This is a genomic window from Curvibacter gracilis ATCC BAA-807 (assembly GCF_000518645.1).
Classification (GTDB): Bacteria; Pseudomonadota; Gammaproteobacteria; order Burkholderiales; family Burkholderiaceae_C; genus Curvibacter; species Curvibacter gracilis.
In genome coordinates, this window is sequence record NZ_JADZ01000004.1 from 199619 (window position 1) to 213743 (window position 14125).

At 68.5% G+C, this 14125-nt stretch carries 16 protein-coding genes; 11 read left to right on the plus strand and 5 right to left on the minus strand.

The window, feature by feature from the left end; translation table 11 throughout:
- Nucleotides 1-219: 219 nt before the first annotated feature.
- Together L880_RS0100930 and L880_RS0100935 are read right to left on the minus strand one after the other, a co-directional pair.
- Entirely contained in the window at nucleotides 220-519 is a 300-nt protein-coding gene (locus L880_RS0100930) for a DUF1488 family protein (RefSeq protein ID WP_051442929.1), read from the minus strand.
- Nucleotides 520-624: 105 nt separating this feature from the next.
- On the minus strand, nucleotides 625-957 hold the full coding sequence (locus L880_RS0100935) for a BON domain-containing protein (protein WP_043328050.1): 333 nt from the start codon (nucleotides 955-957) through the stop codon (nucleotides 625-627).
- A gap of 393 nt (nucleotides 958-1350) precedes the next feature.
- Between L880_RS0100935 and L880_RS31175 the strand changes: the two genes are divergently transcribed.
- The 11 genes from L880_RS31175 (at nucleotide 1351) to L880_RS0100990 (ending at nucleotide 11946) form a co-directional block, all read left to right on the plus strand.
- Nucleotides 1351-1791 (plus strand): DUF4398 domain-containing protein, encoded by a 441-nt coding sequence (locus L880_RS31175; RefSeq protein WP_084460878.1) that lies wholly within the window; start codon nucleotides 1351-1353, stop codon nucleotides 1789-1791.
- Nucleotides 1788-2720, plus strand: coding sequence for an OmpA family protein (locus tag L880_RS34095; RefSeq protein WP_051442931.1), 933 nt, complete (start codon nucleotides 1788-1790; stop codon nucleotides 2718-2720). The genes L880_RS31175 and L880_RS34095 overlap by 4 nt, the downstream gene beginning before the upstream one ends.
- A gap of 31 nt (nucleotides 2721-2751) precedes the next feature.
- On the plus strand, nucleotides 2752-3183 hold the full coding sequence (locus L880_RS0100950; protein ID WP_157462525.1) for a hypothetical protein: 432 nt from the start codon (nucleotides 2752-2754) through the stop codon (nucleotides 3181-3183).
- Nucleotides 3180-3923: a GGDEF domain-containing protein gene (locus L880_RS31185; protein WP_051442932.1), complete on the plus strand. Its 744-nt coding sequence runs from the start codon at nucleotides 3180-3182 to the stop codon at nucleotides 3921-3923. The genes L880_RS0100950 and L880_RS31185 overlap by 4 nt, the downstream gene beginning before the upstream one ends.
- A gap of 359 nt (nucleotides 3924-4282) precedes the next feature.
- On the plus strand, nucleotides 4283-6799 hold the full coding sequence (nirB, locus tag L880_RS0100960; RefSeq protein WP_027474062.1) for a nitrite reductase large subunit NirB: 2517 nt from the start codon (nucleotides 4283-4285) through the stop codon (nucleotides 6797-6799).
- A 34-nt stretch (nucleotides 6800-6833) separates the two neighbouring features.
- Nucleotides 6834-7172, plus strand: coding sequence for a nitrite reductase small subunit NirD (gene nirD, locus L880_RS0100965; RefSeq protein WP_027474063.1), 339 nt, complete (start codon nucleotides 6834-6836; stop codon nucleotides 7170-7172).
- Between the two features lie 77 nt (nucleotides 7173-7249).
- Nucleotides 7250-8542 carry a nitrate- and nitrite sensing domain-containing protein gene (locus L880_RS0100970; protein ID WP_027474064.1) on the plus strand — a complete coding sequence of 431 codons (1293 nt, stop codon included), beginning with the start codon at nucleotides 7250-7252 and terminating at the stop codon, nucleotides 8540-8542.
- A gap of 97 nt (nucleotides 8543-8639) precedes the next feature.
- Entirely contained in the window at nucleotides 8640-8840 is a 201-nt protein-coding gene (locus tag L880_RS0100975) for a DUF5397 family protein (RefSeq protein WP_027474065.1), read from the plus strand.
- Nucleotides 8840-9118 (plus strand): virulence factor, encoded by a 279-nt coding sequence (locus L880_RS0100980; RefSeq protein ID WP_027474066.1) that lies wholly within the window; start codon nucleotides 8840-8842, stop codon nucleotides 9116-9118. The genes L880_RS0100975 and L880_RS0100980 overlap by 1 nt, the downstream gene beginning before the upstream one ends.
- 273 nt (nucleotides 9119-9391) lie before the next feature.
- Nucleotides 9392-10198: a formate/nitrite transporter family protein gene (locus L880_RS0100985; protein ID WP_027474067.1), complete on the plus strand. Its 807-nt coding sequence runs from the start codon at nucleotides 9392-9394 to the stop codon at nucleotides 10196-10198.
- A gap of 14 nt (nucleotides 10199-10212) precedes the next feature.
- Nucleotides 10213-11946, plus strand: a complete 1734-nt coding sequence (locus tag L880_RS0100990; RefSeq protein ID WP_027474068.1) for a bifunctional protein-serine/threonine kinase/phosphatase — start codon at nucleotides 10213-10215, stop codon at nucleotides 11944-11946.
- Nucleotides 11947-11958: 12 nt separating this feature from the next.
- On the opposite strand, the gene L880_RS0100995 is transcribed toward L880_RS0100990, so the two are convergent.
- From L880_RS0100995 to L880_RS0101005, 3 genes are read right to left on the minus strand one after another with little or no spacing between them, the layout of a single operon-like run.
- Entirely contained in the window at nucleotides 11959-12273 is a 315-nt protein-coding gene (locus L880_RS0100995) for a non-heme iron oxygenase ferredoxin subunit (RefSeq protein ID WP_027474069.1), read from the minus strand.
- Between the two features lie 32 nt (nucleotides 12274-12305).
- Nucleotides 12306-12803, minus strand: coding sequence for an aromatic-ring-hydroxylating dioxygenase subunit beta (locus tag L880_RS0101000; protein WP_027474070.1), 498 nt, complete (start codon nucleotides 12801-12803; stop codon nucleotides 12306-12308).
- A gap of 16 nt (nucleotides 12804-12819) precedes the next feature.
- The gene (locus L880_RS0101005) at nucleotides 12820-14088 is read right to left on the minus strand and encodes an aromatic ring-hydroxylating dioxygenase subunit alpha (RefSeq protein WP_027474071.1); all 1269 of its coding nucleotides are present in this window, start codon (nucleotides 14086-14088) and stop codon (nucleotides 12820-12822) included.
- Between the last annotated feature and the right edge of the window lie 37 nt (nucleotides 14089-14125).

A 14125-nucleotide genomic window follows, 5' to 3' on the forward strand; every position in this document is an offset into this window, starting at 1 on the left:
TGCGCGCGGGGGCGCCAGAAGGAGACGAAGCGGGGCAGCAGGCTATTTCTTGCGCGGTGGCACGGGGGCCACGGCCGGCGGTGGGGGCTCGGGCTTTTTCACCTGCTTGGGCTTCTTGACTTCTTTGTTGCCGTTTTGTTTGTGCGACATGGGGGCTCCTGGGGTGGGAATGCGGTGGGTGGGCGGGTGAGCTACGGTGATGAGGGCCACCGAGGCGCGTCAGGGCAGGGTGAAGTGCGCCTCGCGCAGCATCACGGGCTCGAGTGCCCCTTCGCCAAGGCGGCGCAGCACCACGGCGTGGATCTGCCGGCTGTGCGCCTGGAAGCAGGTCAACAGATCGGCCTGGCTCTCGCCGGCTCCGAAGTGGTGACGCAGCGCCTGGCGCGAGACGCTGGCATGGACCGCCGCGCCGGCCTGGGCCACCTGAAAGCGCACCGTGTCCGAGGGCTCGTGGAAGAAGGCCTCACCCAGTGGGGGGTCGGGCACGGGAGTGGGGGGTACAGCGGGGTCGACCTGCATGGGGAATCCGTTCGGTCATGAAAGGTGGGCGGGTGGATGGGCGCTGGCGTGGAGGCACCTGTGCGCGGGCGCGGGTGGTCCGGCCCGCACACCGGGGGCCTGGGGTCATTTCAGGCGCATGTCGTCCTTCACGGTGTTCACGCCCTTGACTTCACGGGCCAGGCGCACAGCCCGGTCGACGTTGCCTTGCGAACTCACGAAGCCGCTCAGTTGCACGCGGCCCTTGAAGGTCTCGACATTGATCTCGGCCGATTTCAGGGTCGGGTCGTTGAAGATGGCCGCCTTCACCTTGGCGGTGATGGCGGTGTCGTCCACGTATTCGCCCGTGCCTTCGGTGCGCTGCGTGGCGGCGCAGGCGCCCAGCAGCAGGCTCAGGGTGAAGGCGCAGGCCAGGCCCAGACGGCGGCTGCTGGTGGTGAGAGTGGGGTGAAGGATCATGGTTCAGGTCTTTCAAGGTCAGGAGGAGGGGCCGGCATCGCGTGTTCCGGCGCCTCGACCCCTGGGGGCGTGCGGACGCCGGGCTGCGCATGGCCGGGTGCACGCGGCGCAGGCCGCACGGGGTGCGGGCGGCTCCAGGGGCACCGGCCCAGCATCGGGCCAGCGGCGGGCTGTGTCGGTGCGCTGCACCACACAAGCAGGGCGGGCACTGCCGCTTGTGCGTTGCCATACAGACCCCGGGCGTGGGGGCCTCGACACTGATGGAGCGCGAACCCGGTCGGACCCAGGTCGCAGCGGGCGAGGCGTGAGCGCCAGCCCTGGTTGCCGTTTTGCCTGCGATGGCCCACCGGGCCCGGTTTGCCCATTTCGTGTGCCTACTCACCAGGAGACCCCATGCCTTCACCGTCCTTGTCACGGCCACCGTCGCGGCTGCTGTCTCCCTGCTCTGGCCTGCCCCGCTGGCGCCCCTGGCGTCCCTTGTCATGGCTGGCCTGGCCTGTGGCCTGCAGTCTGGCTGCCTGCAGCGGCTTGGGAGCCGCCCAGGCCCAGTGGAGCCGGGCCGAGGCCGCCCTGCGCCGGGCCGACCAGCCCGCCGTGCAGGCCGATGCCCCGATCGAACTGGGCCTGGCCCGCGAGAAGCTGCAGCGGGCCCATCAGGCCCTGGGCGTGCAGGATGCGGCCATGGCCCAACGCCTGGCCGAGCAGGCCGAGCTGGACGCCGAGGTGGCCGAGGCCCATGCGCAGCGCGTGCGCCTGCGCCGCGAAGAGAACACCGCCAGGGCCCTGACCCTGAACCTGCAGGGGGCCGGACGCTCTGCGGGAGCCCAACCATGACCCCCCCCTGCTGGAAGTGGCGCCACAGGCATGTCAGTGCCGCATCGGCGCTGTTGGCGGCCAGCCTGCTGAGCGCCTGCGCCGGCCCACGCGAGCCGGGGGCCGCGGCCCAGAACCCGGCCCTGCTGGCCCTGAACCAGCGCTACGCCCTGGCCGAGGCCGATCTGGCTTCGACCCGCCGCGCCCCCGAGGCCTGGGCCCGTGCCCAGCAGGCCCGGCAGCGCGCCCTGGACACGGCCGACCGCGTGGACGCGGGGCGTGCCACGCCGGTGGAACTGAACCATGCCGCCTACCTGGCCGCGCAGACCCTTACCCTGGCCCGCGAGGCGGCGGCCAGCGCCCAGGCAGGGGCCGCCATCGATGCGTCCCGTGCCGAACATGAGCGCCTGCGTGCGCAGGCTGGGCTGGCCCGCAGCGAGCGCCTGCAGGGGGCCCCGGCCAGCGATCCGGCCCATCCCCACCCTGGCTTGAACAGGCCGATGGACACGGCAGCGCAGCGCGATGTGCGCCTGGCCACCTTGCAGCTGCAATTGCATGGCATTGCCTCGCAACACACCGAACGGGGCTGGATGCTGGAGCTGGGCGAGGGCTGGTTTGCCCCCGGGCATTCGGCCTTGTCACCCGAGGGGCAACAAGAGCTGGCGCGCATCGCGCTGGTGCTGAACGCCAACCCGGCCGAGCGCGCCACCATCGAAGGCCATACCGATAGCCATGGCAGCCACGGCAGCAACCAGGCGCTGGCCCTGCGGCGGGCCGATGCGGTGCGCCAGCGCCTGGTCGCTCTGGGCGTGGCCGCCGACCGATTGGGCACACGCGCATGGGGCGACAGCCAGCCGGCGGCCTCGAACGACACGGCCGATGGCCGGCGGGCCAACCGCCGGGTGGAGATCTACCTGAGCCCGGCCGGCGATGCGCCGCTGGCCCCCTGACATGGGTGCGACCGGCAGGGGCCCAGGCTCCATGCAGCGTCCCTTGGCAGGGCCGCGCTTGAGCACCGACCCGGTGCTGGCCAGCGCCACCCATTGGCGCGAGTTGCTGACCGGCCTGGGGCTGGTGATCGGGCCCCGTGGTACGCGGGCCCTGGTGCAGCGCAGCCTGGCCTTGTGTCTGGAACAGGGCACCGAGGTGGGCACCGAGGTCAGCTCGGTGATACGCCTGCTGACCCAGTCGCAGCCCAGTGACGAGGTGCTGGCCTGGTGGCTGGCGGCGGTGGATGGCGAAACCCGGGCCCTGCGGCCGGTGCTGCGCGGCGTGGCCTGGCAACTGCTGGGGCCGCAGTGCTGCGAGTCGTTGATGGGGTTGGCCGAATGGCCGCTGCCGTGGCGGGCCTCGATGCAGTCCGGCGGGGTCTGGTCCCCTGCGGCGGACGCACAAGGCGGGATGCTGCCATGACACCGCCGCGCCGACTCAGCCCAGGGCCCTCGACCGCCCGCTCGCTGGTCCTGCTGGCCGCCCATGCCCGGCGCCTGGAGGCGCGCGTGGCCGCCCTGCACGCCGAGATGCCCCAGGCCCTGGCCGATGCCCGCCAGGCGGCCCAGTTGCTCGCGGCCAACGAGCACCTGGTGCTGGCGGCCCTGCAAGCCCAGACGCGGGCCGCGCTGAGCCTGTCGGAGCTGCAGGCCCTGACCCGGCAGAGCCAGCGCGACGCACTCACCCGCATCCCCAACCGCGCCCTGATGCAGGACCGCCTGGCCCAGGCGATTGCACACGCCTCCCGCAACAGCGCCTTGCTGGCCCTGTTCTTCATCGACATCGACTGCTTCAAGCAGATCAATGACGCCCATGGCCATGCCGCGGGCGACACCGTGCTCAAGACCGTGGCGGCCCGGCTGGCCGCCTGCGTGCGCCAGTCGGACACCGTATGTCGCCATGGCGGCGATGAGTTCCTGGTGCTGCTGCCCGAACTGGCCCAGCCGGAAGATGCCCTGGCCTTGGCCGACAAGGTGATGGCCGCACTGATGTTGCCCTGCGACATCGGTACCGCCTTCTGGCCCCTGTCCGTCAGCCTGGGCCTGGCGCTCTACCCGCGCGATGCCAGCAGTGCCGAAGCCCTGACCGCCTGCGCCGATCGGGCCATGTACCGCGCCAAGGCCCTGGGCGGCGGCCGGGTGGCCGATGGCAGCGAGGACTGAGGGCGTGCACCGCCACGGTGCCCACCTGATCTGAACTGGTGCGGCCTGGGCCGGCCTGGCCCCCGTCCATGGCGCCGGCAGGCCCTGAAAGGCCTGATCCTGCCCCGTTCTGACAGGGCTGGGCCAGGCACGGAAGCTGCTTATGCCTTGTCGTGGCCGGCAGCATCGACGCTCCGCCGGCCCTTTCTGCACCGCTAACGACGGCGGACACGTGTCGGTTGCAGCCTGAGCTTGATGCCCCGGCTGCCTGCACCGACACGGCAACACCCCCTTTGATTTTTCCATCCATGGCAGGCTCGGCACTTCACGCCCGGCCCGCCGGTGCGCCGCGCCGCGCACTTCATTCAGGAGCACGCAACATGAAAATCATCGTCGTCGGACATGGCATGGTGGGCCACAAATTTCTCGAGAGCCTGGCCGAAGCCGGCCTGCCGGGTGCGCAGGTCACCGTGCTGTGCGAAGAGCCGCGCCCCGCTTACGACCGGGTGCACCTGTCGGAGTTCTTTGCCGGCAAGTCGGCGCAGGATCTGTCGCTGGTCGAGCCCGGCTTTTTCGAGCGCACCGGCTTCAGCCTGCGCCTGGCGGCACGCGCTGCCTCCATCGACCGCAACGCCCGCACCGTGACCCTGGTCGATGGCCAGGTGCTGGCCTATGACAAGCTGGTGCTGGCCACCGGCTCCAGCCCCTTCGTGCCCCCGGTGCCGGGCCATGACCGGGCCGACTGCTTTGTCTACCGCACCATCGAAGACCTGGAGGCCATGACCGAGTGCGGTGCCCGGGCCCGAAGCGGGGTGGTGGTGGGTGGCGGCCTGCTGGGCCTGGAGTGTGCCAAGGCCTTGCGCGACCTGGGCCTGCAGACCCATGTGGTCGAGTTTGCCCCGCGCCTGATGGCCGTGCAGGTCGACGAGGGCGGTGGCCGCGTGCTGCGCCACAAGATCGAGGCCCTGGGCCTGCAGGTGCACACGCAGAAGAACACGCTGCAGATCATCGACGGCGAGACGGCGCGCCACCGCATGGTGTTTGCCGATGGCAGCCACCTCGAAGCCGACATGATCGTGTTCTCCGCCGGCATTCGCCCGCGTGACGAGCTGGCCCGTGCCAGCGGCCTCAACCTGGGGCCGCGTGGCGGCATCGAGATCGACAGCGAGTGCCGCACCAGCGATCTGGACATCTACGCCATCGGCGAGTGCGCCGCCTGGAACGGCCAGACCTTCGGCCTGGTGGCCCCGGGCTACGACATGGCCCGCGTGGCCGCCCGCCACCTGGCCGGGCAGGACGATGTGGCCTTTGTGGGTGCCGACATGAGCACCAAGCTCAAGCTGATGGGTGTGGATGTGGCCAGCATCGGTGACGCCCACGGCAAGACCCCGGGCAGCCGCAGCTTCCAGTTCAGCGACGAGATCGCCCAGGTCTACAAGAAGATCGTCATCAGCGAAGACGGCAAGCGCCTGCTGGGCGCGGTGCTGGTGGGCAATGCCGATGAGTACGGCACCTTGCTGCAGATGGCCCTGAACGGCATCGAACTGCCCAAGAACCCCGAGTTCCTGATCCTGCCCAGCAGCGAGGGCCAGGCCAAGCCCGGCCTGGGCCCGGACGCGCTGCCCGCCAGCGCCCAGATCTGCTCGTGCAACAGCGTGACCAAGGCCCAGATCTGCGACGCCGTGGCCGGCGGCGTGACCAGCATCGGCGAGCTCAAGGCCTGCACCAAGGCCGGCGCCACCTGCGGCGGCTGCGTGCCCCTGGCCACCCAGGTCATGAAGCTGGAGATGAAGAAGCAGGGCCTGGCTGTGAACAACCACCTGTGCGAACACTTTGCCTACTCGCGCCAGGAGATCTACCACCTGATCCGTGTCGGCAAGATCCGCAGCTTTGACGAGCTGCTGGCGGCCCACGGCAAGGGCCTGGGCTGCGACATCTGCAAGCCCGCGGCGGCCAACATGCTGGCCTCGTGCTGGAACGAGTTCGTGCTCAAGAAAGACCTGGCCAGCCTGCAAGACAGCAACGATTACTACCTGGGCAACATCCAGAAAGACGGCTCTTACTCGGTGGTGCCGCGCATGCCGGCCGGCGAGGTCACGCCCGACGGCCTGATCGCCGTGGGGCAGGTGGCCAAGAAGTACGGCCTGTACACCAAGATCACCGGCGGCCAGCGGGTCGACCTGTTCGGCGCCCGGGTGGAGCAACTGCCCGCCATCTGGGAGGAGCTGATCGCCGCCGGCTTCGAGTCGGGCCATGCCTACGGCAAGTCGCTGCGCACCGTGAAAAGCTGCGTCGGCTCCACTTGGTGCCGCTATGGCGTGGGCGACAGCGTGGGCCTGGCCGTGCTGCTGGAGAACCGCTACAAGGGCTTGCGCTCGCCGCACAAGATCAAGTTCGGTGTCTCGGGCTGCACCCGCGAATGCGCCGAGGCCCAGGGCAAGGACGTGGGCGTCATCGCCACCGACAAGGGCTGGAACCTGTATGTGTGCGGCAACGGCGGCATGAAGCCGCGCCACGCCGAGCTGCTGGCCTCCGACCTGAGCCAGGACGAGCTGATCCGCACCATCGACCGCTTTCTGATGTTCTATGTGCGCACCGCCGACCGCCTGCAGCGCACCAGCACCTGGCGCGAAAGCCTGGAGGGCGGCCTGGCCTACCTGAAAGACGTGCTGTTGCAAGACAGCCTGGGCCTGGGCGCCGAACTCGAAGCCCAGATGCAGCAGGTGGTCGACACCTATGCCTGCGAATGGAAGGCCGCCGTGACCGACCCGGCCACGCGCCAGCGTTTCCGCTCTTTCGTGAACAGCGATCAGCCCGACGAGCACATCGTGTTCGTCGAGGAGCGCGGCCAGATCCGGCCCGCCCGCGCTGAAGAGCGTACCGGCACACCGGCCTGATGTGGGCCCACCCTTGAACTGGAGATCCTCAGCCATGAACACCGAAACCCTGAACTGGACCGCCGTCTGCGCGGTGGACGACATCCTGCCCAACACCGGCGTGTGTGCCCGCCTGGGGCGCCACCATGTGGCCATCTTCCGCGTGGGCCACAACGCGCTGTATGCGATCGACAACATCGACCCGGTGTCGCATGCCAGCGTGATGTCGCGCGGCCTGGTGGGCAGCCTGGGCGAGCGCACCGTGGTGGCCTCGCCGCTGTACAAGCAGCACTTCGATCTGCGCAACGGCGAGTGCCTGGAAGACCCGGCCCTGTCGGTGCGTGCCTATGCCGTGCGCGTGGAGCAGGACCGGGTGCTGCTGGCCGCGGCCTGAGCGTGACCTTGTTCAAGCCCCACAAAGCTGAGATGAACCCTGTCGAGCCCCCTGTTTTGGCAACACAATATGGCTCCATGCACCAGTCCGTTTCTCAGCTCGTCCTGCGAGCCAAGCAACTCGAGATCGAGGCCCTGCGCCACCTGGAGGCCCGTGTCCAGCTGGCTGGCATCGTCGGCCAGTTGATCGACGCCCTGCAGCGCGAGCGCGGGGCCAGCAGCGTGTTTCTGGCCTCGGAGGGCGCGCGCTTCGGCGCCGAGCGCGAGGCCGCCTGCGCTGTCACCCAACCCCTGGAGGCCCTGCTGCGCGCCCAGGTCGAAGCCCAGATGGCGCCCGAGCAGGGCGCCTCGGCACGCCTGCTGTCGCTGATGGCCTGGGCCCTGCTCGACCTGGAGGCCCTGGCCGCGCTGCGCTACCAGATCGAGCGCCGGGCCTTCAGCGCCAGCGATGCCGTGGGCGCCTACAGCCGCCTGATTGCCGGGCTGCTGGAGCTGGTGTTCTACATGGCCGATGCGGCCCCCTACCCCGAGGTGTCGCGCCTGCTGGTGGCCTTTGTGCACCTGGTGCAGGGCAAGGAGACGGCCGGCCAGGAGCGGGCCGTGGGAGCGCAGCTGTTTGCCTCGGGCCTGTGCCGCGACGAGCAGCAGCAACGCCTGGTGCACCTGATTGACGCGCAGGAGCGCAGCCTGCGCCTGTTCGAAGAGTTTGCCGAGCCCGAGCTGCGCCAGCGCTGGCAGCAACTGCAGCTCAGCCCCAACACGGCCATGCTCGAGCGCCTGCGCCGCAGCCTGTGCATGGCCCGCGACGGCGCCGCCCTGGAGCCCTCTCTCAGCGAGACCTGGTTCGAGGTGGCCAGCGAGCGCATCGCCCAGCTGTGGCAACTGCAACAGGGCTTGCTCGACTGCCTGCACCAGGCCTGCGAGAGCCAGATCCAGCGCGCCCAGAGCGACTTGCAGGATTCGGCCGGCCTGTTGCGCCAGTTGCGCGACAACCCGCCGCCGCGTGCCCACGAGGCGGACCGCTTCTTTCAGCCCAGTGGCCTGGCCCAGCCCGCCATCCCTGAGGCCGGCGCGGGCGCGGCCGACCCCGGCTCGGCCGCCTCGCTGGCCGGCCTGCTGCAGGCCCAGTCTGAGCGGCTGGCGCGCATGGAGGTCGAGCTCGATGCGGCGCGCCGTGCCCTGCACGAGCGCAAGATCATCGAGCGCGCCAAGGGGGCCCTGATGGCCCGCCTGGGCCTCACCGAAGAGGCCGCCTTCCGCGCCCTGCAAAAAGCCTCCATGGACCACAACCGCCGCCTGCTCGACGTGGCCGAAGCCACGCTCAGCCTGCCCGACATGGTGGCACCGGCGCAGCGTGGTGTGCGGCCTTGAGCACAGCCTAGCGGCGACCACTTGGAAACCTTTGTGATGTTGCCGTTGCACCGGGTTCACCTATGATCTTGGTGGATTTCTCCACGGGAGCACTGTCATGCACGCTGTTGTTGCACCGCCCGCCGTCCCGGTGGGCAAGATCAAGAGTTTCGGCCTTTTGGGGCCTCAGTACGAAGTCGGGCAGGCTTTGAATCCCCTGGACGACGGGGATTGGATGGTAGAGGTCACGCTGGTTGAAACAGGCGAGAAGGTGGCCTATCGATGGACGCGCTTGCGCAATGACCCGGATGCGCACTGATGTACGCACTGGCCTTCGATCTGGTGGTGGCCGACACAGAGAAGCACCACCCCAAAGGGGTGACACAGGCATATACCGACATTGGATCCGTTCTGATCGAGCTGGGCTTTCGTCGCGTGCAAGGCAGTCTGTACGTGACCGACAACGAAGACATGGCAGAACTTTTTCTGGCCATTCAGGCGCTGAAGGCCAAGCCCTGGTTTCCGAAATCGGTGCGCGACATCCGAGCCTTCCGCATCGAGCAATGGTCGGACTTCACCGCCCTGGTGAAGGCGTGAGGGCGGTGCTGCCCCCTCAACGACCATGCGGCACCAAGGCGGTGCATTGGGCACCTCTTGTGGACCGAACTGCAGGCACAAAAACTGCTTGTCCTTGCATGAGCAAGCTAATGGCGGCTTGATCCCGCCACACCGGCCCCGGCCGGGTGTGAGCCCAGACCCCGCGGATGATGGCGTCCCGTGAATCCCGACCCTGATCGGTGATCCCACGGCGACGCCATTTTTTTTCCGCGCCTTCGATCCCGCTTTCACACTGCTTTTCAAGGAAGTGCCATGGCCTACCTCGCTCCTGCCGAATTCGTCACCAAGATGGTCGACGCTGGCGAATCCAAGCTCTTGATGTCCACCCGCGACACGCTGATCCGGTCCTACATGGCCGGTGCCATCCTGGCCCTGGCCGCGGCCTTCGCGGTCAGTGTCAACGTCAACACCGGCAACCCCCTGATTGGGGCGCTGCTGTTCCCGGTCGGCTTTTGCATGCTCTACCTGATGGGCTTCGATCTGTTGACGGGCGTCTTCACGCTGGCGCCGCTGGCCGTGTTCGACCGTCGTCCCGGGGCCACCTGGGGCGGCGTGATGCGCAACTGGGGCCTGGTCTTTGTGGGCAACTTTGCCGGCGCGCTCACGGTGGCCGTCTTCATGGCCATCATCTTCACCTTCGGCTTTTCCGAGGCGCCCAATGCCATCGGGCAGAAGATCGGTTCGATCGGTGAGGGTCGCACCGTGGGCTATGCGGCCCACGGCGCTGCCGGCATGCTGACCCTGTTCATCCGCGGGGTGATGTGCAACTGGATGGTCTCCACCGGCGTGGTGGCGGCCATGATGTCCACCAGCGTGTCGGGCAAGGTCATCGGCATGTGGATGCCCATCCTGGTGTTCTTCTACATGGGCTTCGAACACTCCATCGTGAACATGTTCCTGTTCCCCTCGGGCCTGATGCTGGGTGGGCATTTCACGATCATGGACTACCTGATCTGGAACGAGATCCCCACCGTGCTGGGCAACGCGCTGGGTGGCCTGACCTTTGTGGGGGCCACCCTGTACTCCACCCACTACAAGACGGCCCCCAAGCGCGCCTGAAGCAGCCTTGCCCCATGAGCACGCGTCTGCGCCTCACGCTGGGTCAGCACTCCGAGGCGGGCCGCAAGCCCGTCAACCAGGACTTCCATGGCGCCGTGGTGCCACCGCCCGCCCTGCTGGACAGCAAGGGCATCGCCCTGGCGCTGGCCGATGGCATCAGCAGCAGCGCGGTCAGCCAGGTGGCCAGCGCGGCTGCGGTGCGTGGCTTTCTGGAAGACTACTACTGCACCTCCGAGGCCTGGTCGGTGCGGCGTTCGGCCCAGTGCGTGCTGAGCGCCAGCAACTCGTGGCTGCATGCCCAGACCCAGCGCAGCGATGCGCGCTTTGACCTCGACCGCGGCTACGTCTGCACCTTCAGCGCCCTGGTCTTCAAGGAGACCCAGGTGCACCTGCTGCATGTGGGCGATGCCCGGGTGTACCGCCTGCACCCGCAGGCCCTGGAGCAGCTCAGCGAGGACCACCGGGTGCGCGTGTCCTCGGGCCAGACCTGCCTGGGCCGTGCCCTGGGCACGGGCCCCGCGGTCGAGATCGACCACCGCCAATGGGATGCCGAGCCGGGCGAGGTCTACCTGCTGGCCACCGATGGCGCCTACGAGTACCTGGACGCTGCAGCCGTGCATGAGGCCCTGGCCGCCCACCCCAGCGACCTGGATGCCGCTGCGGCGGCCCTGGTGGCGCTGGCCCTGGCACGCGGCAGCCAGGACAACCTCACCGTGCAGATCGTGCGGGTGGATGAGCTGCCCCTGGCCGCGGCCCCACGCCTGCTGGCCCAACGCGAGGACCTGCGCTTGCCGCCGCCCTTGCAGGCCCGCATGCACTTCGAGGGTTACCTGCTGCTGCGGGCCTTGCACACCAGCTCGCGCAGCCATGTGTTTCTGGCGCAGGACGAGACGAGTGGCCAGTGTGTGGCGCTCAAGCTGCCCTCGGTGGACCTGCGCGACAACGCCGATTACCTGGACCGCTTTGTGCTGGAGGAGTGGATTGCCCGCCGCCTGGACAGCCCGCATGTGGTCAAGGCCTTTGCTGCCGAACGTCGGCGTGAGCACCTGTTCGTGGCCCTGGAGTACGTGGAAGGCCAGACCCTGGCGCAGTGGATGCGTGACCACCCACGGCCCGATCTGGGTGAGGTGCGCCGCCTGGTCGAGCAGGCGGCAGCGGGACTGCAGGCTTTTCACCGCAAGGAGATGCTGCATCAGGACCTGCGGCCCGAGAACTTCATGATCGCCGCTGGCGGCACGCTCAAGATCATCGACTTTGCCTCCACCCATGTGGCCGGCCTCACCGAGGGGCAGGCCGACGGCCGCCCCGAAGCCCTGATGGGCTCTTTGCAGTACAGCGCGCCCGAGTACTTTGTGGGTGGCACGGGCAGCGTGCAGTCCGAGCTGTTCTCGCTGGCCGTGGTCACCTACCAGATGCTCACCGGCCAACTGCCCTATGGCCTTCAGGTCACGCGCCTGCGCTCCAGCGCCGATCTGCGCACGCTGCGCTATGTGTCGGTGCGCGAACTGCGCCCCGATCTGCCGCCCTGGCTCGATGCCGTGCTGCGCCGCGCTATGCACCCGCAACCCGCGCGGCGCCAGGAGGCCTTGTCCGAGTTCGTGCATGACCTGCACCAGCCCGCAGCGCATTACCAGACGGCCCGCGCGGCCCCCCTCATCGAGCGCAACCCGGTGGTGTTCTGGAAGGTGCTCAGCCTGCTGCTGGCGCTGCTTGTGCTGGGGCTGGGGGCGGCGTTGCTGGGGCGCTGAGGCGGGCAGCGATCACTCCAGCATCAGCCACACCCGATCGCCTTCGATGCGCACCGGGTAGGTGCGCAGGTTTTGCGTCAGGGGCGCGCACAGGGCCTGGCCGGTGCAGATGTCGAAGCGGCCCTGGTGCAGGGGGCATTCGATCTCACGCCCTTCCAGAAAGCCGTCGCTGAGGCGGGCGGCACCGTGGGTGCACAGGTTGTCGCTGGCGTACACCTCGCCCTCGCACTCGTAGAGGGCGATGTCGCGCCCGGCGATGCGCACGCCCAGCACTTCGCCTTCGAACACATCGTCTCGGGCCAGGGCGTCGGTCCAGGGGCCTGTCATGGCGCTTGTCATCAGGCTTGTCATGGGGCTTCTCAGATGGGGTAGATGAGTGAGTTGGCGATCATTTCGCTGTCGTACACGCACAGGCGCGCGCGCAGCTTCAGGCCAGCGGGGGTGCTCACCATGTGGTCGTGGTACACGCCGACGTTGAACACGGTCGATTCGCCGTCAAGCTTGGTGCGGAACACGGCGTAATTGGCCTGGGTGTGCAGCGCGCTCACGCGGCCATCCGGCCCGGTCTCGCTGCGCAGCACCCGGGGCAGGCCCACGATGTGGCGCTGGTAGTAGGGGTCGTGGTAGAGGGTCTCTTTCACGCCATACACCCGGTCGCGCATCATGGCCTGGCTCTCCAGGGCCAGCAGGCACAGGGGCAGGCCCTGCTCGTGGTTTTCGCGCGGCTGCAGGCGGTAGCTGCCGTCTTCGGTGAAGAAATCGGGCCAGCGCTCCCAGTCGGCCGAGTCACAGGCCAGGGCGTAGTCGGTGTGCAGGGCCAGTAGCTGCTGGAAGGTGTCGAAATCAAGGGCTTGCATGGGGCGCATTCCTCACTCACTCTTCCATCACCTGGCGCCAGTAGGCGTACATGCCGCGGATCAGGGTCTCGGTCACCATGTGCTCGCTGTCGGCCATGTCGCGCCCCCCCATCTCCACCAGGGTGCGGTGCTCGGGCTTCTGCTCGAAGCCTTGCTGCGACCATTCGATCACCTCGCCGTCGTCGGCCGACACAAAGCCCGCCGGGCCGAACAGATTGGCCTGGGTGAGGCGGCGCTGCGTCATCTCGGGGCTGTCGTCCTCGAAGCCGAAATGCGTCCACACAAAATCGAAGGAGCCTGTGCCATGCGGCTGGATGTGCCGCATCGACACGCTGTTGACCTGCTGCTGGATGATCAGGCTGGGGAACACGGTGGTCATCACCGCGGTGGGCCCGCCCCACCAGGGCTCGGGCACGATGTCGAGCAGGCGCGGGTCGTTCAGCTGCATGCTGGCCTTGAAGCTGTCCACGCCGGCCACCACCTCGGCTGCCGCGGCTGCGGGCTGCCCGCCCTGGCCCCGGGTCGAGATCATGGCGGCATGCCGGTGGTGGGCGTCCATCTTCAGCGCCGACTTGTTGTCGGCCCGCCAGAGCCCGAAGGTGGAGAACCAGGTGTGCAGCAGCCCAGGGTGGTAGGGGTCTTTGATGTTCTCCTGCATCAGCTTCCAGTTGCCCGGAATGCGCTGGCGCCGGTAGCCCAGGATCTTCAGCGGCCGGCCGCTGAACACGCGGTCGAACCAGGGCAGGATGTTGGGGCCCAGGTAGTCCTCCAGCGACTCCACCGCGTGATCGAACGAGGCAAACACCACCCCGCCGCGGCACGCCACCTTGAGCCGCGTCAGGCCGTGCTCCTCGGGCTTGAAGTCTTTGGGCATGCCGCCCTGCACCTGGCCGTCCTGCTTCACGCCGCGGCGAAACGGCACCCCTTGCAGATCGCCCTTGAGGCTGTAGTTCCACTGGTGGTAGGGGCACAGAAAATCCTGAGCCTTGCCGTGGCGCTCGCGGCAAAAGCGCATGCCGCGGTGGGCGCACACGTTCTCGACCACGTTGATGCCGCCGTCCGCGTCGCGCACCATGATCACCGAGCGCTCGCCGATCACCGAACGCCTGAAGTCGCCCGGCTGCGGGATCTCGGCCTCCAGCCCCACATAGCACCAGTGGCCTTGGTAGAACAGGCGCTCCAACTCACGCTGATAGAGGTCGGGCCGGGTGTAGGCCCAGAAGGGGATGCGGCTGGTGTCGGGGCCCGGCCAGGCGGGCGTCGCAGCGCTTTGGGGTTGGCTCATGGTGCTTGGCCTGCGGGTGGGCAGGCTTGTCTCTTGT